General features: G+C 62.8%; 19 protein-coding genes and 1 tRNA gene. 3 read left to right on the forward strand and 17 right to left on the reverse strand.

The features are described from left to right. Together I8J34_RS22650 and I8J34_RS22655 are read left to right on the forward strand one after the other, a co-directional pair. Window positions 1-3,813, forward strand: a 3,813-nt coding sequence (locus I8J34_RS22650) for a beta strand repeat-containing protein (RefSeq protein ID WP_214363911.1), incomplete at its 5' end; no start/stop codon positions are given. A 49-nt stretch (window positions 3,814-3,862) separates the two neighbouring features. Further along, a complete protein-coding gene (locus I8J34_RS22655; RefSeq protein WP_214363912.1) occupies window positions 3,863-4,183 on the forward strand; it encodes a hypothetical protein in 321 nt (106 codons plus the stop codon). 88 nt (window positions 4,184-4,271) lie between these two features. Here I8J34_RS22655 and I8J34_RS22660 read toward each other — a convergent pair whose 3' ends face one another. The 17 genes from I8J34_RS22660 to I8J34_RS22740 form a co-directional block, all read right to left on the reverse strand. Then, window positions 4,272-5,420: a mechanosensitive ion channel family protein gene (locus tag I8J34_RS22660; RefSeq protein ID WP_214363913.1), complete on the reverse strand. Its 1,149-nt coding sequence runs from the start codon at window positions 5,418-5,420 to the stop codon at window positions 4,272-4,274. A gap of 172 nt (window positions 5,421-5,592) precedes the next feature. Then, window positions 5,593-6,042, reverse strand: a complete 450-nt coding sequence (locus I8J34_RS22665; RefSeq protein WP_214363914.1) for a universal stress protein — start codon at window positions 6,040-6,042, stop codon at window positions 5,593-5,595. 172 nt (window positions 6,043-6,214) lie between these two features. Beyond that, a complete protein-coding gene (locus I8J34_RS22670; protein WP_214363915.1) occupies window positions 6,215-7,999 on the reverse strand; it encodes a sodium:solute symporter family protein in 1,785 nt (594 codons plus the stop codon). 13 nt (window positions 8,000-8,012) lie between these two features. Next, complete coding sequence (locus I8J34_RS22675) at window positions 8,013-8,276, reverse strand: DUF4212 domain-containing protein (protein WP_214363916.1); 264 nt, start codon at window positions 8,274-8,276, stop codon at window positions 8,013-8,015. A 221-nt stretch (window positions 8,277-8,497) separates the two neighbouring features. Then, a complete protein-coding gene (locus tag I8J34_RS22680) occupies window positions 8,498-8,794 on the reverse strand; it encodes a DUF4212 domain-containing protein (protein ID WP_214363917.1) in 297 nt (98 codons plus the stop codon). Between the two features lie 60 nt (window positions 8,795-8,854). Beyond that, on the reverse strand, window positions 8,855-9,586 hold the full coding sequence (locus tag I8J34_RS22685) for an LrgB family protein (RefSeq protein WP_214363926.1): 732 nt from the start codon (window positions 9,584-9,586) through the stop codon (window positions 8,855-8,857). After that, window positions 9,586-9,936 (reverse strand): CidA/LrgA family protein, encoded by a 351-nt coding sequence (locus I8J34_RS22690; protein WP_214363918.1) that lies wholly within the window; start codon window positions 9,934-9,936, stop codon window positions 9,586-9,588. Before I8J34_RS22690 ends, I8J34_RS22685 begins: the two co-directional genes overlap by 1 nt. An 18-nt stretch (window positions 9,937-9,954) precedes the next feature. After that, window positions 9,955-10,893 (reverse strand): nucleoside recognition domain-containing protein, encoded by a 939-nt coding sequence (locus I8J34_RS22695; RefSeq protein ID WP_214363919.1) that lies wholly within the window; start codon window positions 10,891-10,893, stop codon window positions 9,955-9,957. Between the two features lie 80 nt (window positions 10,894-10,973). Further along, window positions 10,974-13,235: a bifunctional diguanylate cyclase/phosphodiesterase gene (locus tag I8J34_RS22700; protein WP_214363920.1), complete on the reverse strand. Its 2,262-nt coding sequence runs from the start codon at window positions 13,233-13,235 to the stop codon at window positions 10,974-10,976. Window positions 13,236-13,574: 339 nt separating this feature from the next. Then, window positions 13,575-14,267: a haloacid dehalogenase type II gene (locus I8J34_RS22705; protein WP_214363921.1), complete on the reverse strand. Its 693-nt coding sequence runs from the start codon at window positions 14,265-14,267 to the stop codon at window positions 13,575-13,577. Between the two features lie 110 nt (window positions 14,268-14,377). After that, window positions 14,378-14,785, reverse strand: coding sequence for a type IV pilin protein (locus I8J34_RS22710; RefSeq protein ID WP_304513940.1), 408 nt, complete (start codon window positions 14,783-14,785; stop codon window positions 14,378-14,380). Window positions 14,786-14,802: 17 nt separating this feature from the next. Then, window positions 14,803-15,132: a hypothetical protein gene (locus I8J34_RS22715; protein WP_214363922.1), complete on the reverse strand. Its 330-nt coding sequence runs from the start codon at window positions 15,130-15,132 to the stop codon at window positions 14,803-14,805. Window positions 15,133-15,146: 14 nt separating this feature from the next. Beyond that, entirely contained in the window at window positions 15,147-18,581 is a 3,435-nt protein-coding gene (locus I8J34_RS22720) for a pilus assembly protein (RefSeq protein WP_214363923.1), read from the reverse strand. Window positions 18,582-18,612: 31 nt separating this feature from the next. After that, on the reverse strand, window positions 18,613-19,125 hold the full coding sequence (locus tag I8J34_RS22725) for a pilus assembly PilX family protein (protein WP_214363924.1): 513 nt from the start codon (window positions 19,123-19,125) through the stop codon (window positions 18,613-18,615). A gap of 37 nt (window positions 19,126-19,162) precedes the next feature. After that, window positions 19,163-20,242: a PilW family protein gene (locus I8J34_RS22730; protein ID WP_214363928.1), complete on the reverse strand. Its 1,080-nt coding sequence runs from the start codon at window positions 20,240-20,242 to the stop codon at window positions 19,163-19,165. Beyond that, window positions 20,239-20,730 carry a type IV pilus modification protein PilV gene (gene pilV, locus I8J34_RS22735; RefSeq protein ID WP_214363925.1) on the reverse strand — a complete coding sequence of 164 codons (492 nt, stop codon included), beginning with the start codon at window positions 20,728-20,730 and terminating at the stop codon, window positions 20,239-20,241. The genes I8J34_RS22730 and pilV overlap by 4 nt, the downstream gene beginning before the upstream one ends. Then, window positions 20,721-21,203 carry a GspH/FimT family pseudopilin gene (locus I8J34_RS22740; RefSeq protein ID WP_214363929.1) on the reverse strand — a complete coding sequence of 161 codons (483 nt, stop codon included), beginning with the start codon at window positions 21,201-21,203 and terminating at the stop codon, window positions 20,721-20,723. The genes pilV and I8J34_RS22740 overlap by 10 nt, the downstream gene beginning before the upstream one ends. Before the next feature lie 161 nt (window positions 21,204-21,364). On the opposite strand from I8J34_RS22740, the gene I8J34_RS22745 reads away from it, so the two are divergent. Then, window positions 21,365-21,440, forward strand: a tRNA-Thr gene (locus tag I8J34_RS22745). Window positions 21,441-21,606 lie beyond the last annotated feature (166 nt).

Here is a 21,606-nt window from a genome sequence, read left to right on the forward strand (position 1 = left end):
CTCACCAACGACACCGTCGGTGCCGACACCAACGCCACCCCGATCACGGCGGCGACCCCGACGCTCACCTACGGCAGCCTTGTCCTGAATGCCGACGGCAGCTACACCTACACGCTGGACAACACCAACGCCGCGGTCAATGCCCTGAATGACGGTGAGACGCTTACCGACAGCTACACCTACACGCTCACCGACGGCGACGGCACCAGCACCACCGCCACGCTGACCATCACCATCAACGGGACGAACGATGCGCCTGTGGCGGTGGCCGATACGGCGACGGCCGTCGAGGCGGGCGGCGTGGCCAACGGTACGGCGGGTCTGAATCCGAGCGGCAACGTGCTGACGAACGATACCGACGTGGATGCGGGCGATACGAAGACGGTATCGGCGATCAGCGGCGGCGTGCTGGGTAGCGCGACGGCGGGCAGCTATGGGTCGCTGACGCTCAATGCCGACGGGACATATAGCTACACGGTGGACAATGCCAATGCTGCGGTCCAGGCGCTGCGCACCGGTGCCAATACGCTCTCCGATACTTTCACCTACACCATGCGGGACGCCAGCGGCGCGACCTCGAGCAATACCCTGACGGTGACGATCCAGGGCGCGAACGATGCGCCGGTGGCGACGGCCGATGTGGGTGCCGTGCTCGAGAACAGCACGCTCGTGAGATCGGCGGCCACCGGTGTGCTGGCCAACGACACGGACGTGGATGCCGGCGACACCAAGACCGTCACCGCCGTGTCTTTCGGTGCCAACCCGGGCGCCGTGGGCGGGAATCTGGTCGGCACCTACGGCACGCTCACGCTGAACGCCAACGGCAGCTACAGCTACAGCGCCAATCAGGCGGCGGCGGATGCGCTGGCTGCCGGTGCGATCGGTACCGACGTGTTCACCTACACCATGCGGGATACCAGCGGCGCAACCAGCACCGCAACGCTCACGCTGACCGTGACCGGGACGAACGATGCGCCGGTGGTCGGGACCTCGACGGTGTCGGTGTCTGAAGAGGGGCTCGCGCTGGGCCTGCCGGACACCCTCGGGAATCCGGCCGATACGACCAATCTGACCACGCAGTCCGGCACGATCAGCATTGCCGATCCCGACGGCGCGGTGAGCGTGAGTCTGTCCGGGCCGGCGGGAATCACCGCCGGCGGCGTGGCCGTGACCTGGACGGGCAACGGCAGCGCCGGCTCGCCGCTGATCGGCTCTGCCGGCGGGGTGGAGGTGCTGCGGGCGACGATCGACAACAACGGCAACTACACGGTGACCCTGTCCAAGGCCATCGATCATCCTGCCGGTGGCGGCGAAAACGTGGCGCCGATCAATCTCACCGTGACGGCGAGCGACGGCAGCGCATCGGGCTCGGGTGTGATCACGGTGAATGTCGAGGACGACTCGCCGACCGCCGTGGCCAGCACGCAGGTGGTGACGCTGCCTGCCGTCGATACCAACATCATGCTGGTGCTCGATGTCTCCGGCAGCATGGGCTCGGGGGGGCGCCTTCAGATCATGAAGGACTCGGTCAACGAAATGCTTGACCAGTATGACAACCTCGGCGACGTCAAAGTGCGCATCATCACGTTCTCGACCTCGGCGAATGTTTACCAGAACGTCTGGGTGTCGGTGGCCGATGCAAAGGCCTATGTGAGCAACCTGACGGCCGGCGGCGTGACGAACTACGATGCGGCCTTGTTGAACGCGATGAATGCCTTCGCCTCCGACGGGAAGATCGCGGGCGCCCAGAACGTGTCGTATTTCTTGACCGACGGCGCGCCCAACGGTGGCATGGATTGGAACCGGGCACCCTGGAACCATCCGGGCGACCTGCCCAATGAGCAGGGGATCCAGTCGGGAGAGGAGGCCATCTGGACAAGCTTCCTGAACGCAAACAGCATCAACTCGCTGGCATACGGGATGGGTAGCAGCGCTGCGTCGTTCTTCGACAACATGAACCCGATCGCCTACAACGGCGTCACCGGGACCAATACGGACTCGATCGTGGTCGCCAACATCAACGACCTGCCGCCGATCCTGCGCGACTCGATCGTTACGCCGACCGATGGTGACTTGACGAGCGGCACGCTCGGGTCCGGCTCGGCGCTCGGCGCCGATGGCGGGTCCATGGCGTCGATCACCATCGACGGCACGACCTACAGCGACGGCGGCGCGGTGTCCGGGACCAATCGCGGTGTCTACAATGCCGCGACCAACAGCTGGACGGTCCAGACCCTGAGCGGCGGCAAGTTCGTGGTGGACATGGACAACGGGCAATATGAGTACACACCGACGGCTACGGCGTCCGTCGCGTTCAACGAGGTGGTCGGCTACACGCTGATCGACCGCGATGGCGACGCCGCCTCCTCGACGCTGACGATCACGGTCGAGCCGCCGCACGTGATCAATCTGTCGGCCACCGCCAGCATCATCACGGGGGTCAACCTGGGGCTGTCCGGCGAGTACTTCGGGTACAACGACAACCGCGACGGGACCGCGGGCGATCCGAAGTATGTCGGTTCGAGCGCGACCCGACTGCACTCGGACGACGGTACCGCCGATGCCGGTGCGGCCAACAACGTGGATCGGCTCGCCGACGTCGAAGCCATCATCGAGGGTCGAAACGGCAATCCCAACCTCATCAACAACGCGATCCTGTCGGATCCGATGGCTGCGGATGCGACCTTCTCGGCCAACAAGCTCGAGTTCGGGGTGGTCACCGGGACGAATAACTCGCTGTTTTCCAACGACCTGGGCCAGAACGGCCGCGTCACTTCCGGCGCGATTGGCGCCAGCGCGGCGGTGGGCGGGACAAACAACCTCTATACCTTCCTCAAGGTGACGGAAGGCAATGCCGACGGGCTGACGGCGACTGGCGGGCTGGGCGACACCACCGACGCCATCGTGCGCATGGTGGGATACATCTACATCCCGGCCGGCGGGGTCTACGATCTGCGCGTGACGGGGGATGACGGCTACCGGGTTCTGATCGGCGGCCAGAACGTGGCCCAGGCGGATTTCATCCAATCCACCGCCACGCGAACCTATACCGGTGTGACGCTGAGCGAAGGGCTGCAGCCGATCGAAGTGCTCTACTGGGATCAGGGCGGAGCCGTCAGCCTGCGGGTCGAAATCAAGGATAGCGGCGCGGCGGACGCGAGCTACAAGATCATCGGGACAGACGAGTTTGCACTGTTCGCGCCCGGTGACGTGCCTTCGCTGGCTGCGAACCAGGATATCGTCGAGTCTTCGACCAACGGCGTGTATCAGGTCCGGACCGGCGCCACCTATACCGGCGACGATGCGGCCGAGAAGATCGTCGGCACCGACGGCAAGGATGTCATCCAAGGCGGCGGCGGCAATGACATCATCCAAGGCGGCGCGGGGTCGGATCACATCAGCGGCGGTGCCGGCAATGACACGCTCACCGGCGGTCTCGGTGCGGACGTGTTCGAATGGTCGCTGGCCGACAAGGGCACTGCCGGTGCTCCGAGTGTCGACCGCATTACCGACTTCGACGTGGCCTCCGTGGCGGCCGGTGGCGATTCGCTCGATCTGCGCGATCTGTTGGTGGGCGAGGCGCGCGGGGCGGCGGACTCGGGCAATCTGTCCGACTACCTGCACTTCGAGTCGGCAGGCGGCAACACCGTGGTGCATGTGAGCAGCAATGGCGGGTTTGCCGGTGGCTACAATGCGGGCAACGCTGACGCCACCATCACCCTCGACGGGGTCAACCTGTTCAGTGGCGGGCTCACTTCCGATCAGCAGGTGATCCAGGACCTGCTCTCGAAAGGCAAGCTGATCACCGACTGACGGGATGCGGCCCGGCGTGTGCCGGGTCGCGCCATCGAAGGAGCCAAGCATGGTGTTCGTGAAACGCAATCCTCAGGGGCAGATCGTGTCGGTCAGTCTGGAGGCCGATGCCGATCACACCGAAGAGGCAACATCGGGCGACCCCGCGGTGGCCGGCTTCGCCCGGACGGTGATGGGCGAGGATCCGCTGGCCGACTCGGACTTGCGCCTGGTGCGGGTGCTCGAAGACGTGATCGACTTGCTGATCCATCGCGACGTGATCCGCTTTACCGATCTACCCCAAGCGGCGCAGGCCAAGCTGATGGAGCGGCGCTCGATGCGCCAGTCGCGCGGGGCGCTGGATCTGCTGGACGGGGACGAGGTCGTGTGAACGCCCAGGCCGGCGCACGCCGAAAAAGACACGGGGGCCTCGGGCCCCCGTTGTCATTGGTCGGGCAATGCCCGGGGCGCGGTGTGCATCACCCGGCGTTGTCGACCGGCTGGGCGGCGCGTTCGAGCTCCTGCGCCGTGCTGATGCGCACGCCGTCAGGCAGGTGCAGCGTGCGGGTGGGGAAGGCGATCTGGGCGCCGTGTTCTTCGATGATGCGGGCCACCTGCAGCAGCACGTCCTGTTTGACGCGGTGGAACTCCACCCATTGGGTGGTGTGGGTGAAGGTGTAGACGAAGAAGTCGAGCGACGAGGCGTTGAAGGCGTTGAAATGCACGATCATCGTCTGCTCGCTGGCGATGTCGGGGTGGTCGATCAGCATCTGGCGCACGTCGTCGGTGATCGCCTGCATCTTGTCGAGATCGTCGTAGCGGATGCCGAGGGTTTCGTAGATGCGCCGGTGCGTCATGCGGCTGGGGTTTTCGACCGAGATCTGGGTGAAGATGGCGTTGGGCACATAGAGCGGGCGCTTGTCGAAGCGGCGAATGCGGGTGAGGCGCCAGCCGATTTCCTCGACGGTGCCTTCGATGTCCTTGTCGGGCGAGCGGATCCAGTCGCCGATGGAAAACGGGCGGTCGAGATAGACCATCAGCGCGCCGAAGAAGTTGGCCAGCAGATCCTTGGCGGCAAAGCCGACGGCAATGCCGCCGACACCGCCGAAGGCCAGCACGCCCGAGATGCTGAAGCCGAGCGACTGCAGGGCGATCAGGACGGTGGTGATGATCACCGTCACGCGTAGCAGCTTGCCGATGGCTGATACGGTGGAGATGTCCGCCGGTTTGCCCAGCGTTTCGCCCCGCGCGATGATGGCCTGCTCGGTGTTGGCGATCAGGCGGGTCAGCGCCCAGGCGATCAGCGCGATGACGCCGATCTTGCGGACCGGGTCGACCGCGTCGAAGATCGGCGCATCGGTATGCTGCCCGACCATGTCGGCCGCAAAGGCGATGCCGACCAGCCAGAGGAGCAGGCGTAGCGGGCGCTCCAGGGCTTCGAGCGCCGCGTCGTCCCACAGTACCGCGGTTTTCCGGGCGCCGGCGATCAGCCGCTTGAGCACGCGACTGATCACGAAATTCGCAATGACCACGGCCAGGACGACCAGAAACACTTGGGAGGTGAGGCTGCTTTGGGCGGCATCCAGGCCAAGCGGGGAGAGCCAGCGGGAGAGGAATTCCGTGTTCATGCGTGGTGGGAATGGTCGGGTTCAGTGAGAGGACGGCGAGCGGTTGCGTGCTGCCCGGAAAGGGCCGACGCAGGGGCGAAGCACCGGCTGTCGTGACGAAAAAACGGGGGTGCGGTCTTCCCTGCAGGAAGACCGCACCCCCGGATGATATCAGGCCGGTTGTGGTGGGCGCTTACGCGCTGCCGCGAACCACCATTACCGAGATGTTGACTTTCTTGAGCAGTTTTTCGGCCACGCTGCCCAGCAGCATGCGCTGGACGCCGCGGCGGCCGTGCGAGCCGACGACCAGCAGATCGGCGCCCATGCCGCTGACGGCCTGAACGATCTGGTCGGAGGTGGATTGGTGTTCGGAGGCCAGCAGCCGCCCGTCAACCTTGGCGCCGGCTGCCGTCGCCGCGGCCAGCGCACTGTCCAGAACGCTCTGCCCTTCCTTGAGCAGCGCTTGCTGCACGGCGTCCCGGCTGGCCAGGGTGGCGCGGTTGAAGTGGGCAAAGAGGGCTTCGTCGACCGCGTGGACGACGGTCAGGCGGGCACCGCTGTTGAGGGACAGGGCGGCGGCTTCCTCGATGGCGCGCAGGGAGGTGGGGCTGTCGTCGACAGCGACGATGATGTGCTTGTACATCTGGGGCCTCGGAATGTGTGGGTCTGGGAAGGGAAATGATGGTGTCGAGCGTATCACTCGTGGTGTCGCCGGCGTTATCGGCGTTTTCCCCAAGGGCCGTGACGGGCCGGTGCTGCACAACGAAAAACCCCCGCCGAAGCGGGGGTTTCCGAAACATGAGGCCGTGTGCTGCTTAGTGGGCCTGGGCACCACCGGCACCGCGCGGGGTGCGGATGGATTCGACCAGATCCTGGATGTGCTGCGGCGGCTCGGTGGTCATCTTGGCGACCATGATCGCCACGGCGAAGTTGACCAGGGCACCGATGGCACCGAAGGCGTTCGGCTGGATGCCGAGGAACCAGTTCGGACCCAGGTCACCCAGGAACTCGGTGCCCTTGATGAACAGGATGCCCTTGTGCTGGAACACATACAGCATGGTGACCGAGATACCCGCGATCATGCCGGCGATCGCCCCTTCCTTGTTCATGCGCTTGTAGAAGATGCCGAGCATCAGCGCCGGGAAGATCGAGGCGGCGGCCAGACCGAAGGCGATGGCCACGGTACCGGCAGCGAAGCCCGGGGGGTTGAGGCCCAGGTAACCGGCCACGACGATGGCGCCAGCCATGGAGATCCGGCCGGCACGCAGTTCGGCCTTCTCGGAGATGCCCTTCATGAACACGCCCTTGAGCAGGTCATGCGAGATCGCCGAGGAGATGGCCAGCAGCAGACCGGCAGCGGTGGACAGCGCGGCGGCCAGACCACCGGCAGCGACCAGGGCGATCACCCAGTCCGGCAGATTGGCGATTTCCGGGTTGGCCAGCACGATGATGTCGCGGTCGACCTTGACCATCTCGTTGCCTTTCCAGCCGAAGGATTCGGCCTTGGCGGCCATTTCCGGGTTCTTGTCGTTGTAGTACTGGATGCGGCCGTCGCCGTTCTTGTCTTCGAACTGCAGCAGACCGGTCTTTTCCCAGTTCTTGAACCACTGCGGACGCGCTTCGTACGACAGGTTGCCTTCCGGCGAGCCGATTTCACCCGTCTGAATGGTTTCGTGCAGGTTCAGGCGCGCCATGGCGCCGACTGCCGGGGCGGTCGTGTAGAGGATGGCGATGAACACCAGCGCCCAGCCCGCGGACGAACGGGCGTCCTTGACCTTCGGCACGGTGAAGAAGCGGACGATCACGTGCGGCAGACCGGCCGTACCGATCATCAGCGACAGGGTGTACACGAACATGTCGAGTCGTCCCGCCATGGTTTGTGTCGTGTACTCCTTGAAGCCCAGTTCGGTGACCACCAGGTTCAGCTTGGCCAGCAGCGTCATGCCCGAGCCGTCAGACATGGTCGAACCAAGGCCCAGTTGCGGCAGCGGGTTGCCGGTGAGGTTCATGGAGATGAAGATCGCCGGGATGGTGTAGGCGAAAATCAGCACCACGTACTGCGCGATCTGCGTGTAGGTGATGCCCTTCATGCCGCCCAGGGTGGCGTAGAAGAACACCAGCGCCATGCCGATGTACAGGCCGGTGTCGTATTCCACTTCGAGGAAGCGCGAGAAGGCCACGCCGACGCCTTTCATCTGACCGATCACGTAGGTGATGGAGGCCAGGATCAGGCAGATGACGGCGACGATGCGCGCGCCGTTGGAGTAGAAGCGGTCGCCGATGAATTCCGGCACCGTGAATTTGCCGAACTTGCGCAGGTACGGAGCCAGCAGCATCGCCAGCAGCACGTAACCCCCGGTCCAGCCCATCAGGAACAGCGAGGCGCCGTAGCCGTTGTAGGCGATCAGGCCGGCCATCGAGATGAAGGAAGCGGCCGACATCCAGTCGGCGCCGGTGGCCATGCCGTTGGCGATCGGGTGCACACCGCCGCCGGCCACGTAGAATTCGCCGGTGCTACCTGCACGGGCCCAGAAGGCAATACCGAGGTACAGGGCAAAGGTGGCCCCGACGACGATATAGGTCATTGTTTTCAGATCCATTCGTCGAGTCTCCTCAGTCTTCGTGAACGTCGTGGTCGCGGTCGATCTGACCCATCCGGGCGGCGTAGAAGAAGATCAGCGCCACGAAGATGTAGATCGAACCTTGCTGTGCGAACCAGAAACCGAGCGGATAACCGCCCAGGTGGATGCTGTCGAGCATCGGTTGCAGGATGATGCCGAACCCGAAGGACACGACAAACCAGATAATGAGCACGGTGGTCAGCAGGCCGAGTGTGGCGCGCCAGTAGGCATCACCTGACCCTTGGGGCTTCTCCATCGCTTGTCTCCTCGCAAGTAGTTTTGAATGCCAATTCCGGACGGAGTCCGGCGTCGGTGGCCAGCCCGCGGCTGGCACCCTCCACCAGTGTACCGGTGTCAATGCGTGGCGAACCACGCAACGCCGGAAAGTGACGGGCAGATGGAGTATCGGGAGGGAAGCTTACAGAAACCTTAACGCGGTTTATCGAGGCATAAACCGGAGGCTGGGGCGGGGCGCTCTTATTGCCCGGAGTCGGGGAAGCGGGTGCGCGGTTCGCCGGGCGCGGACTCGCGCACCCAGTCGCGATCGAGGCGGTTCATGTAGCGGACATAGGCGCCGATGATCAACAGGTACACCAGCAAGGCGCCTTGCGCGAACAGGTAGAACCCGAACGGAAAGCCGAGAAAAGAGAACTGATTGAGCGGCGTGGCGAAGTAGCCGGCGGCAAAGGTGACGGCAAACCACACGCACAGCAGGCCGAGCGTGAGCCGAAGGTTGCGTTGCCAATAGGTGCGTTGTGCGGGCTTGGGGGGCATGCGGCGTCTCCGCGGCGAGTATCGGTCAGATCCGCCGGGCGGGCAACGTCCGGCGGCCGCTCATGCGAACCAGCGGCTCAGCCAGGGCAGCAGCCATGGCGTCAGCAGTGCGGTGACCAGGCCGTTGCTGGCCATGGCCAGCGCCGCAAAGGCACCGGCCTGGGGGCCGATCTGAAAGGCCCGGGCAGTACCGATGCCGTGGGCCGCCAGACCGATGGCAAAGCCTTGCACGGCGGGGTCGTCGGTGCCGATCAGGCGGAACAGCCCCTGCGCCACCATGGCACCGAAGATGCCGGTCATGATCACCAGCGCGGCGGTGAGCGAGGGCAGGCCGCCGAGCGCCTCGACCACCGCCATGGCGATCGGTGTGGTCACGCTCTTCGGTGCCAGGGAGATCAGTGATACCTCGCTGGCACCGAGCAGCGCGCCGATGGTCCAGGCAACAACGATGGCGGTAGCCGCGCCGACCAGCAGCGTGACGCCAAGGGGGATCGCCATCGTGCGCAGGCGCTGAAGCTGCGCATACAGCGGAATGGCAAGCGCCACCGTGGCCGGGCCGAGCAGAAAGTGCACGAACTGCGCGCCATCGAAATACGTCTGGTAGTCGGTGTCGGTCAGCCACAGCACGCCGATCAGTGCCAGCACGGCGAGCAGCACCGGGTTGACCAGCGGGTGCCCGCCGGCACGCCGGTGCAGTTGCCAGGCGCCCAGATAGGCCAGCAGGGTGAGGGTCAGGCCCAGCAGCGGCGAGGCCGACAGATAGACCCATAGCCCGGTGAAGTCATGGCGCATCATGGGCGGCTCCGCTTGCGGCGTTGCAGCGCGCTCAGCACCAGGGCCGACACGGCCAGCGCGGCCAGCGTGCTGAGCACCAGGGCCGCCAGCAAAGCCGGCCATTCGCTGGCCAGGCGGTCCGCATGCAGCATGATGCCGGTGCCGGCCGGCACGAACAGCAGCGACAGATGGCCGAGCAGGCCGTTGGCGGTGTTCTGCAATCCGGGGCCAGGGCCGCCGCGCAGGATCAGCGCCAGCAGCAGCAAGGCCATGCCGAGCACCGGGCCGGGCAGGGGCAGGCCGAGGCCGCGCGCCAGGACCTCGCCGGCGAGCTGGAAGACGAGTAGCACCGTGATGGCGTTGAGCATCTTGTGTCTCCTTTGTCGTCAGGCAAGCAGCACGTGGCCGAGCGTGCGCACGCCGATGCCGACGGCGCCGCCCAGGAGGGCCACGCGCCACACTGCGGCGACCGGTTTGCCGGCCGAGATCAGTACCGCCACGCCGGGGATGTCGAGCGGATGGACCAGAAAGCCGGCGCTGGCATTGAGGCTGGCGACCGTGGCCGTGCCGGCGCGCAGCATCTCGTCCATCACGCCCATCATGGCGGTGCCGCCGCCGAGATACTTGGTGAGCGTGGGCAGGATCAGCGCTGGGTCGATGCCCACCAGCGTCATGGCCGGTGCCAGCAGGGCGGTGAGCAGGTCGATGACGCCGCTGGCGCGCAGCCCGGCGACGGCCACCAGGGCAAGCACCAGCATCGGGATGGCGCCGATGGTGATCTTGAAGGCTTCGGCGCCGGCACGGTTGATGACGTCGAGCACCCCCTTGGCGTCTTCGGCGACCGGGTGGTGCAGCGTTTCGTCGACACGCCCCTCCTGGTCGGAGAGGTGGCGGCCAAAGCCGTGGTAGGTGGCTGCCGCCGCCGTCAGGCCGCCGAGCAGCGACAGCAGCAGGGTGGTGCCAAAGGCCAGGCCCATGGTGGACATCGGAATCAGCACATTGGCCTGGCTCATGGCCATGACCATGGCCAGGGTGGCGGCGATATGGCGCGGCGAGCAGCCGCGCTGGGCCATCATGGCCAGGGTCGCGACCGGGGCGGCGAAGCTGACGAAGTTGATCTGCAGGGCGGCGAACACGCCCAAGCCGGTGAGGCCGGCGGGGCGCAGCAGCGGGGCCAGACGGCGCACCAACCAGTCGAGCACGCCGCGGGCTTCGAGCAGTCGCATCAGCGACAGCATGACGACCATGACGGGCAGCAGCACGAACAAGGCTAGTTCAACGCCCGCGCGGCCGGCGCGGAGAATGACATCGAAGATCTCGACCATCTCGGAAGGGTTCGGAGGGAGGCTGAAGCGACGGGTGCGAGCCGGTCGCCGGCGGGCCCTGAGGCAGGGGCGCGCCTATTCTACGACGCGCCGGCCTGCGGAGCGCCGTCGTCGGGGTGAAACGCGGCCAGCCAGGCGACGAGGTCGTCGGCGATCATCGGGCGCGCGAGCAGAAAGCCCTGGATCTCGTCGCACCCGAGCGCGCGCAGTCGCTCGAGCTGTTGGGCCGTCTCGACGCCTTCGGCCAGCACTTTCATGCCCAAGTGATGGCCGAGCGGGACGACCATTTCGGCGATCCGCCCGCCCTGGCCCGACTCCAGGGTGTGGATGAAGGAGCGGTCGATCTTGAGCCGGTCGGCGGGCAGGCGGTGCAGGTAGGACAGCGATGAGAATCCGGTGCCGAAATCGTCGATGGCGATGGCCACGCCGCGGGCCCGGATCGCATCGAGCAGGGACAGGACTTGCGCGATGCCCAGCGCGGCGACCGATTCGGTGATCTCGAGCTCCAGATGCTCGGGGGCGATCGGCGTGGCGTCGAGGACGCGGTCGAGCATCGTCAGGAAATCGGGTTGGCGCAGCTGCACGGCGGAGACGTTGACCGACATGCGCAGGTCGGTGTGCCCCAGCCCGTGCAGGGTTTCCTGCACCCGCAGGGCGTGGCGCAGGATCCATTCGCCGATGGGGACGATCAGCGCGGTCTGTTCGGCCACCGGGATGAACTGGTTGGGCGAGATGTGGATGCCCTCGTCGGTGCGCCAGCGGGTGAGGGCTTCGAGGCCGATCACCTGCCCGGTGCTCAGGTCCTGCTGGGGCTGAAAGACAGGATAGAGCTGCCCGCCCTGCGTGAGTGCCCGGTGCAGGGCGACGCGCATGCGGTTGCGGTCGCGGGTCTCGTTGGCGATCGATTCCGAGTAGTAGGCATGGCCGCCGAGGCCGCCGGCCTTGGCGCGCTTGAGCGCGATATAGGCGTCCTGGATACAGTCCGAGCCGTCGCCTTGGACGTCGCGCAGATGCACGATGCCGGTGCTGACGGTGAGCGGATGGTCCACCTGGTCGATGGTGAACGGCACGCTGAACATCCGTTCGATGGTCTCCGGGGTGAGCTGCTCGCGCCGGCCCATGAGGCCGAAGACGTCGCCGGCCACCCGCGCGACGAAGCAGCCCGGAAAGTCGTGGATCATGCGCTGGGCGATGGCGCGCAACAGCTGGTCGCCATAGGGATGGCCGAGCAGATCGTTGACGGCCGAGAACTGATCGATGTCGATCAGCGCGAGCGCCAGCGACGGGCCTTGTTCGCCGTCGATGGCCCGATCCAGCTCGCGCAACATGGCCGAGCGGTTGGGCAGATTGGCCAGCCGGTCGAAGAAGGCCTGTTCGCGCAGCGTCGCGACCAGCTGGATGTTCTGGGCGCACAGCGACATGTTGGTGCAGAACATGTGCAGCAGGTTCTGGTCGGGCGGGCGGATCGGCTGGTCGGAGTCGATGAACACCGCGTAGGCATGGTGATCGGGCGTCGCGAAAAACAGCGTGACGCTGTGCGGCGTGACCAGGTTGCGCCGCTCCCGCAGGCTTTGACGCAGGGCATTGGCGATGCGCGGCTCGGCGATATCGTCGAGCGACTTCTCGATGTAGTCGCTGAAACGCCCGGCCGCTGCGATGACTTCGACGCTTGGCAGGGCGCCCTTGATCGCCAGATTCCGGTTGATGCATGCGCACACCAGGCCTTCAGCAGCGACGCCGATCAGGCTGGCAATCTGGAGGATGATGCCTTCGGCAAAGCTCTTGAGCCCGGGGCGGGTCATCATGTCGTTGCTGGCGGCGATGACTTTTTCCAGGCCGCTGCGGCTGGCGTCGAGCCGGCGCAGCTGGTCGTAGGAGCGCAGCGCGGCGGTCACCGTGGTGAACAGCTTGTTGCGGGTCAGCTCGTTCTTGGTTTTGTAGTCGTTGATGTCGTAGCGGCTGATGGCGTCCATCTCAGGCGCCTGGCCGGGTTGCCCGGTGCGCAGCACGATGCGCAGGTTGGTCAGCTGCAACTCCTCACGAATCGCACTGACGATGCGCAGACCTGCGTCGGGGGTTTCCATCACCACATCGAGCAGCACCACCGCCACATCGGCTTCGCGGCGCAACACCGCCAACGCCTCCGCCCCCGAGTGGGCATGCAGGAATTCCAACGGGCGGCCGAGGATGAGGAGCCCCTTCAGCGCAAAACGGGTGGCTTCGTGCACGTCGGCATCGTCGTCGACGACCAGGATGCGCCAAGGCGGCATCGCAGCGGCGATGCCGCCGTCGGCTGGCGGCTTCTCGTCAGCAAAAACGAGCCTCCCCTCCGCATCCGCCATGCTGTCCCGCTCCCAGAAGTGTGCGTGCCTGCTCAAATAACGAAACCGTCGGGGCTTTCTTGAGGCTATCGTGCCGCTTCTCCCAAGCGTGGGCGCCTTCGGTCCGTTTTTCAAGCCGTTGTGACGGTTCTGTCCGACACCGATCACGATGCGGCGCCGCCTCGGGCAGAGGCACAGCACCGCGATGACGGCTCGGCCACCGACGATGGCGGCCGCCCGCAGGCACACCCCCCGAATCCGGCCAGCGGGCCGAGCCGGCGAAGGCATTGCCGACCACCCTGCAGATCGCGGTCGACGACCACCGCCGCCCGACGTGGGCGATTCCGCCGGCTGTGAGCGTCAGTGCTGCCGGTGGCGGCGAACGAAGTCGAGGACGTCGGTCAGCTGGGTGCCCGTTGCGGCGGGCGCCACGCCAAGCGCTTCGGGCGGCTGGGCGCTGCGATTGATCCAGAAGGTGGTGAAACCGAACCAGCCCGCCCCAGCCGCGTCCCAACCGTTCGAACTGACGAACAGGATTTCGCGGGCCGGCACGCCGAAAGCGTCGGGCGCCAACTGGTAGGCCGCCTCGGTGGTCTTGTATTGACCCACCGTGTCGACCGACAGGAGGTGATCGAACACGCCGCTCATGCCCGCGTGGCGGGTGCACACCTCGAGCATGCGCGGCGTGCCGTTCGAAAGAATGGCCATCGGCACGCCATCGGCCTTGAGCGCCTGAAGCACGGCGAGGTTTTCGGGAAACGGAGTGAGACGGTCGTACTGCGCCATCAACAGGTCGATCTGCGCCTGACCGGCCGATACGCCAAGCGCGCTCAGTGCAAAGTGCAGCGCCGACTCGGTAACGGCGTCGAACGGCTCATAACGCTTCGACAGCGTCCGCAGAAAGCTGTACTCGATCTGCTTCAGCCGCCATAGCCGGCTGACGGCGTCACCTTGGCCAGGGAAGAGACGCTCCGCCAGCGCAGTGACGGAGAAGACGTCGAACAGGGTGCCGAAGGCGTCGAAGGCAATGGCGCGGATGGGAGATTGAGGCATGCATGATTCTCCCAAAAATGGTTGCGCGTGTCAGCCGTGCCGGAGAATCGACCTACGTGCCATGGGATGCAGAGCGACTGGTGGCGAAAGAGCGGCGTACCCTGGAAAGACTATCGCCAGCACTGTTGAGCCGTGCCGCCAACTGCACCTTTCTGACCAGATTCAGTCAAGGTGAGTGCGCCACATGTGTCAGCCGTTTGTGAGCCGGAGGGGGTGGCTGTGATGGTGAAGGTTGTTGCCCCCAGTGCCGTGGCAAGCGTGTACGTGGCAGTGCCGCCATCCGCCGGACAACCAAAACCTGCCAACGCGCCTCCCGTAGTGTAGTTGCCAGCCGTCGAAAATCTTCGCTCCAGGGCTGAAGCTAGGCTCAGCATGCTTCCTTGGCATTCATTGCGACGGGATTTGAGGACCCATTCTGCGTATCCCGGATAGGCAATGGCCGCCAGAATGCCGATGATTGCGACGACGACCATAACCTCTATGAGCGTGAAGCCTCTGGCGCGAAATTGCTTCATCATGGTGAGCCTCTGGCTGTTTAGTGATTCTGTCCAAAAATATGCAATCGGAGGATATTGGTAACTCCGTCCGATCCGCGATCGGTTTCCATTCCGACCTGTCGCCCCAGCCAAGTCCGGGATACAGGGGAGAAGCGCAAGGCGGGGTCGTCGGCGGTAACTTGTGTTGCAGAGGTAATCCTCAGTACGCGCTGGTCCACTGTGATCGTTGATCGAGCAGGATCGATAGCACGAATCACGCCAACGTCTTCGAACGGCATGATGGGCGCTTGCTGGGAAAAAACCGTGCCGCAAAACAGCCCAAGGGTGAGACATCCGAGTCGAGCGGTACGTAGCAGGTAGGCACTCATGACCATATTCCTCGTTATTGAATCTGGCGCCAGGAGATGCGCTGGCTGCCGTCGCTTTGTTGAATGCTGGTGTCGAGCCGGCCTGATGCTGTCGACCCAATCTTGAGGCGCTTCCCTCCGCCGGCATCGATCTGGCCGATGCCTCCATCTCCGCCGATCATGCCGCCGATGATCTTGCGTCCGCTGACAACCTTGTTGTTGTAGTTGTTGACATTGCCGTAACTGCCATCTTTCGCGAGATCGAAGACACTGAAATCGGTGCGCCCTCCGCTGTATGGTGCGAGTTCGATGATCCAGCTGTCGCCACCGCCGGCACATACGTCGTTGTCGGGGATGGCGGTGATGAAGATGACGCGGTCAGACCACAAGATGGGTGTTGCGAGGACGCGCTCGCCGTTAAACGTGGCCTGGTAAACCAGGTCGACGTAGAATCCCTTGTGCGTGGTATTGACCTGATTCTGGGAGAACTGTCGTATTTCCCAGGAGTTGCCATTGAAACTCTGCTGTCCCTGATAATCGATTGTTTGTTGCAGCAGATTTGCCCGCAAGACCTTGGCGCTTGCCGTAATTCCGCTGTTGCAACCCGAGCCGGTTGTGCCGAGGCCGCATTCGTCACGGACACCGTACAAACTCTGCAAGGAGGTATCGGTATTGTCCCCGGTTTCGAAGTACTTGCCGGTACCGAAGTACAGCATCAGCCCGCCATCCGGGTGGAAGCCGGCTGTCGGCTTGGTGGTGATCGGTTGAGCGTTGTTGTTGGCGTCCTGGGCCTTGAAGAGAGGCTTGCCTGCGAAAGCGATTGTCCAGTTGTTTTGGGTCTTGCTGGTGAAATCAAACTTCCAGAGGTTTCCTTGAATATCCCCGGCATAGACGAGATCGATGGAGCCATTCTGATCCGCATCGATGGCCAGGGGGGTGGCCAAGCCATTGGGGGTTGCCGCGCTGCCGACCTGCGTGTCGAGTTCCAGGAGTTTTTTGCCTGTGTCGAGCTCGATGACAATCAGCCGGGCTGTTTGTGAAGTGCTGTTGTAGCCGTTGCCGACGATGGCGACCCATTGGCCGCTTTCCGTACGACCGATGGCAGCCTGGCCGATGGCATGCCCGAGTTCGGCATAGGGGAAAGTCGTACCGTCAAAGGTCGTGGTATTGGACACTTCCCACAGGATATCGCTGGTTTGTAGTTTACGTGTTGCCTTGTCGAGCACATTGTCGAGCATCAGCGCGAAGTAGCCTTTGCCACCGGCGCCAGTCGAGCTGATGACGACTGTTTTCCAGTTGCCCCCGACCAACGCGTCTGCCAGACGGGGAGAGCCGTCCACATAATAGCGGTGGGTGTAGTCTGGGTCCGCAAGATCTGCCAGATTGGGAATGATGGAATTTGGCACGTAGCCGAACAGTTCGCTACCCGTAGCACCGTCAAGTCCGCGGAAGATGCCGTCGTTGCCACCAAAAAGCAGTACACCTTCGCGATTGGTGAAAGTCGTGGACGCCCGCCGTGTGCGATAGGCCGAACGCTCGGCGGTGGTGAGCGATGCAGCAAAGCCATAGCCATAATCCGCGGTGCTGGCGTAGGTCGGGCTCGAGTTGATGACGTCGCCCATGACGGTCTTGCGATTTCTGTAGGGCCCGCCATTGGATTCTTCTTTGCTTTGATCGCCGCGAATCCAATCGACTAGGGCACTGCTGCCCAATGCAGCTTGTTGCGTGGTGTTTAGTGATGCCCAAGTGAAGGAAATGCCTGTTCGATTGGACGCATTGAAGGTAAACAAGCTACGACTGCCAAAAGCGGGAATGTGCTTCTTGGCCTGCCACTTTGGTGTAAGTTTTGGCTGGAGGTAGGTAGGGCTGCCCGGTACCTGATCGATCTCGAATGCCAGCATATCGCCGCTCCAGTCGCTACTGTCGAACAGTGCCTGGAATACTAGGGTGTCAGTACTCAGGCGAGTCGAGTTGGCGGCTACGGTGGCTGCGGAACTGGTCCGTGCGTTGATCGTCGCAAGCGTCGCTGCGAGCGCGTTGGCGAAGGTGTTTGGGTCGCTGGCGCTGAAGAATTGACCGCGACTGTTGAGGGATGCATGCAAGAGATCGTCGATCTTGGCGGGCGGAGTGCTTTCCGGGTCAACCCAGCCAGGATCTGTGCCAAGGCCAATCGCTGCAAACGCGGAATCCGGATCGATGTTGCCAACGACACCCAGACCCACACCAAAGGTAACCATGTGTTGCCAGAAGGCTGGATCGTCGCTGTTGACGGGGACGTTGTTGGTCAGATCGGTTCGCAGATCGCGTTTCCAGTAATATGCCGCGACGTCTGCCAGTGTGTCGCTTTCAACGTCGGAAAACGGGGGGACTGCGAGGAATTGGCCGCTGATGTTGTTCGGGCCAGTGATGACGGCGCCGTCGGTGCCGTCGTTGTTTTGTCGCGCGGCTGCCGTCTGGGCCGCGGAAGAAGCGCCCCCCGTCCAGTAGCCGTCGGTCGTCAGAATCGTAAAGTTCTGACGGCAGGAAAGGTCTTTGCCACCGCTGACACCAGGCGTCGTGCTGGCGGGCCCCTTCGAGTCAGTCCGCTCGAAGTACTGACCGGCCGCATCCAGCGCCAGGCGCAACGGCGTGATGCTGGTGGGTTGCTGGTTGAACAGCCAGTCGAAGAAATCACTTCGGTAATTGGTGACGTTGTTGGACTGATCTACATCGCTGAAATCGCGTACGCCACGCTCCAACGTGCGCCCGTATACACCATCCAGCACGGACAACATCTTGTTAATCCGACCATAGCCGACGCGCATGCCAGTGCCTTGCGTGGCAAATGCCCGGCTAACTCCGGCCTTCGCCGTGTACATCCGACTGCGGTAGTAGGAATACCAGTTGGCGAAATTTGTGCGTTCGTCCGTGTTGCCAGGGCCCGAGACCGAGCTGACCACTACTTTGTCGTAGCAGTCGTCGTCATCGGTTGTGCCGTTGCACCCGCTGTTGGTTGCATCGAATACGTAGTAGTACGCCGCTTCGGCCGATCCCGAGAATTCGTTGCTGTATCCGGCGTAATACCAAGTGGGGCGAAAGGCGGTTCTCAGATCTGTTGTTTTGCTATTTCTGTTCTGAATGTCATAGCCGTTAAACCACGCGCCGCTGAACTTGGCATCGCCGAGACTTGCCCCGTTTTCATCCAGTGGTGCTGGATAACTAATCGTCGGATCATAGTAAATCCGGTTGTAACTACTCGATTTCGCCCGACGAGTGTTATGTCTGGAGTAGATTTCGTCAGGCATGAATGACCAATACATCGAACCGGAGTCGTCAAGAATGAAAACGATATTTGGTTCGACCGTACCGCCTAAGTAGAGCGGGATTTGCGAGATGGCCAGCGGGGCTGCGTTGGCTTGAATTGCGCCGAACAGCGTCAAAGCCGAAAGCGACAATAGCGCGGGAAGTCGATGGTGTAGGGTATTCGTCATAATGGCACCTGCGTGTGTGCGGGACGATGAGTCAGTAGCGTGCGGTCGATTGGAGGACGACGGGCGCACCTCCACTGGCGCCCGTCGACCGGGCTGTTACGAAGTAAACGATTTCGCGTGGTTGGCCCGCTTCAAGCGGGGGGCGGCCAAGGCGGGCTTCAATCCAGAATTTGGGCTCTTCGGCAAGGAGCGGGTATGCACTATTCGTTTGTGTGGTACTTCCGACGATAGGGAGACCTGACGTCCAGTTCCAGGCGCCGTTGGTCCAGTTGCTCTCAACTGTTTCATCAGGTGCGCCCTTGTCGATCGTGATGTCATAGAAACCAGTGCCACTACTTGGCGGTCCGCTAAAGACAACTTTCTCGCCAGCACGAAGCGCAATTTCGGCAGCCTGAAAGGCCACACCGCGGTCGCGCATGTTGCCTGCCATGCGTTCTTCCTGCGAGGTGGTCTGCATGGCCGTGATGCCCAGCATGGTCATGACAAGCAGAAAAATGATGCCGACAATCAGTACAGAGCCGACCTGCCGGCGGCTGTTCTGCATTGGGGGGGGGCTGGAATGTGTCATTTAGGGGCCTGCATCAGAAAGTACGCCGCAAAGACACTGTCGTGCTCACTGTGGTGTACATGCGGTGATCGGTATATGTATTTCCATTGAAAGTGACGCTTTGTGCATCGCTGACCACCTTGTCATCGACGCTTGAGAGGAGCAGGGTCACTTTGACGGCACGGACATCGTTCCAATCCGTGATGCTGGCGAGGGGCTTGTACGCGTCTGCTTCATCGCTGCCGGACGCGTTGGGGACGCCGTACTCGACAACCATGTCCACCACGCCTTCGATGATCTCGTCAGCGACAGCTCTGCCATTGAATCCTTCGGAGGCAAGGTAGAGCGAGTTGAAGGCATTCCCCTGCCGATTGGTGATGCGCTCGGTGGATGGGCCGATGAAAAAGGACACATTGGCCATGCGCATGATGCGTAAATCGGAGGCGAAAGTAATACCGTCAAAACCGTCCTTCAGGTTGTAGTTGGTGGCTTTTTTGAACTCCAAGGCCACACTGTTGCCGCTTGCTGGCGTATTGCTGATGCGTGCCAACCCTGCCGTCTTGCAGTCAGCCATGACAATCACCTCGCCTTGCTTGAACCCGAGTGCGTTGTCACGGATAACTATTGACGGTGTCTTGGTGGGGACTCCGGTATCAGTGTCAAGGGTTGTCGATGCTCCTTGACCGTAGCGGAGGGTGACAACATCCGAGCCGAGAACGGCTGTTTTTCCCGCGTCGCCGACAACGCCGGGTGAGGCGGCGCTATATTGGAAGGCCTGTACGGCTGTCATGCCTTCGATCTGAATTTGAGGGCTGTCAACAATTGACTCGCCTTTTGAAATGGGCGAACCGCCGTTTATTTCCTGAAGTGTGAGGCAGCCGACGTGCCCTGCCATTCGCAGATGACGCTGAAGGATTTCGGTGGCGAAACGACTATTTTCCTGAAGCCTGGAGAGTTCTTCGTTGTATCGGTAGGTTTGCTGGTTCCCGAAGAATAGCGTGACCATTCCCCCGAGAATGAACAGACCGATCAGCATGCCGACCATCACTTCGATCAAAGACAAGCCTTGTTGACGACGCTGACCGCCGAAGGTGGTGTAAAAAAGTTGGCTCATGACGAAGGCGCCACCTGAGAGACAAGTTGGAACTGGTTGGCGTTGCGTGAGCCTGTGTTGTCGGCTTCCGACCATTCCACAGTGATGATCACGAAATCACCGTTGCCGCTGCAATTGACCGAAGGGTTCGGGTTGGCGCTCCGGCAGATACCGCCTCGCCCGCCCGGCAGCTGAGCTGCTAGGTCAGCCTGCCAGTCGGCGACTTGTACTGCGGCAACGGATGTACCGGTCAGTGACTGCCCGAGGCCAATGTCGAAGTTCCCACTCTTGGCCGATGTCGGACTGGCACGCATGGCATCGAGAATCTGGTAGGCAAAGGTCGTTGCCTGCGAGCGCAGATGGGCCACTTGGTTGTACTTCAAGGCATTGACCTGAAGCGCAGCCAAGCCGAGCAGTCCAAACGACAGAACCACCATCGCAACAAGCGACTCAATCAACGAAAAGCCGCGCTGGGAACTGGTCGACTGGTGATAGGCTGTTAGGGGCATTGAAGTACCTCGATACGAGCGTGGCCAGCGCGGTTGACCGTGAGTGAGCGCAGGCGCGATTCGCCACTTGCGCAGCTCGGAGGCGCCATCGTTATGGTGGTGGTCCCGCTGCTATTGACGCCGTAGCTGTCGAACGAGATCGGTGATGAGCCGACGAAAGAGATTTGGCTCACCGCCTCATGTACGCGGATGGTGGTGGTGCCTGCTGCACCGCATGTTGTACCGGCCCCCGTCAGGACGCACCAGCCACCTGCATAATCGCCACCGACGGTTGCTGGGGCGATAGTGACGGTGCCGCCTCGCTTGATGGCTTCCGCGCGGGCTAAGGCAATTGAGGCCAGCAAGTTATTGGCTTGCGTAGCCACCCGATTGTCCTCGATCATCCGCGTGAAGCTCGGCGCAGCCACGCTTGCGAGAATCGCGAAGATGGCAACCGTGACCATCAGTTCGATGAGTGTGAATCCTCGGTTCATGAGTCGGGTCCGTTGTGTGTAGCCTGAATGTAGTTGCGCTGGTAGCTGCAGTGCGACGCTGGAGCGCTAGGCAGTGGATCCTGAACGATGAACGGCGTTTTTTTGTTTTTGTGTCCGGCAATTGCAGTTTTTCAGCCAAGTCGTTAGAATCGGCGCCCTTTGCTGCTGTAGCTCAGTCGGTAGAGCAACTGATTCGTAATCAGTAGGTCACCAGTTCGATTCCGGTCAGCAGCACCAGACATGAAAGGGCCAGGAGGTTTTCCTCCTGGCCCTTTTCTTTGTGCGCCCAGCATGGGCGCACTCCTGCGGGTGCAAGTCCCGCCGTAAGTTGATCACAGCGAACGAAGTGAAGCGCAACTGCGCGAGGGCGACCGAGCGTGGGAAGGAAGCGTGGAGCATAAAC

The organism is Denitromonas iodatirespirans (assembly GCF_018524365.1).
In the GTDB taxonomy this organism is placed as follows: domain Bacteria; phylum Pseudomonadota; class Gammaproteobacteria; order Burkholderiales; family Rhodocyclaceae; genus Nitrogeniibacter; species Nitrogeniibacter iodatirespirans.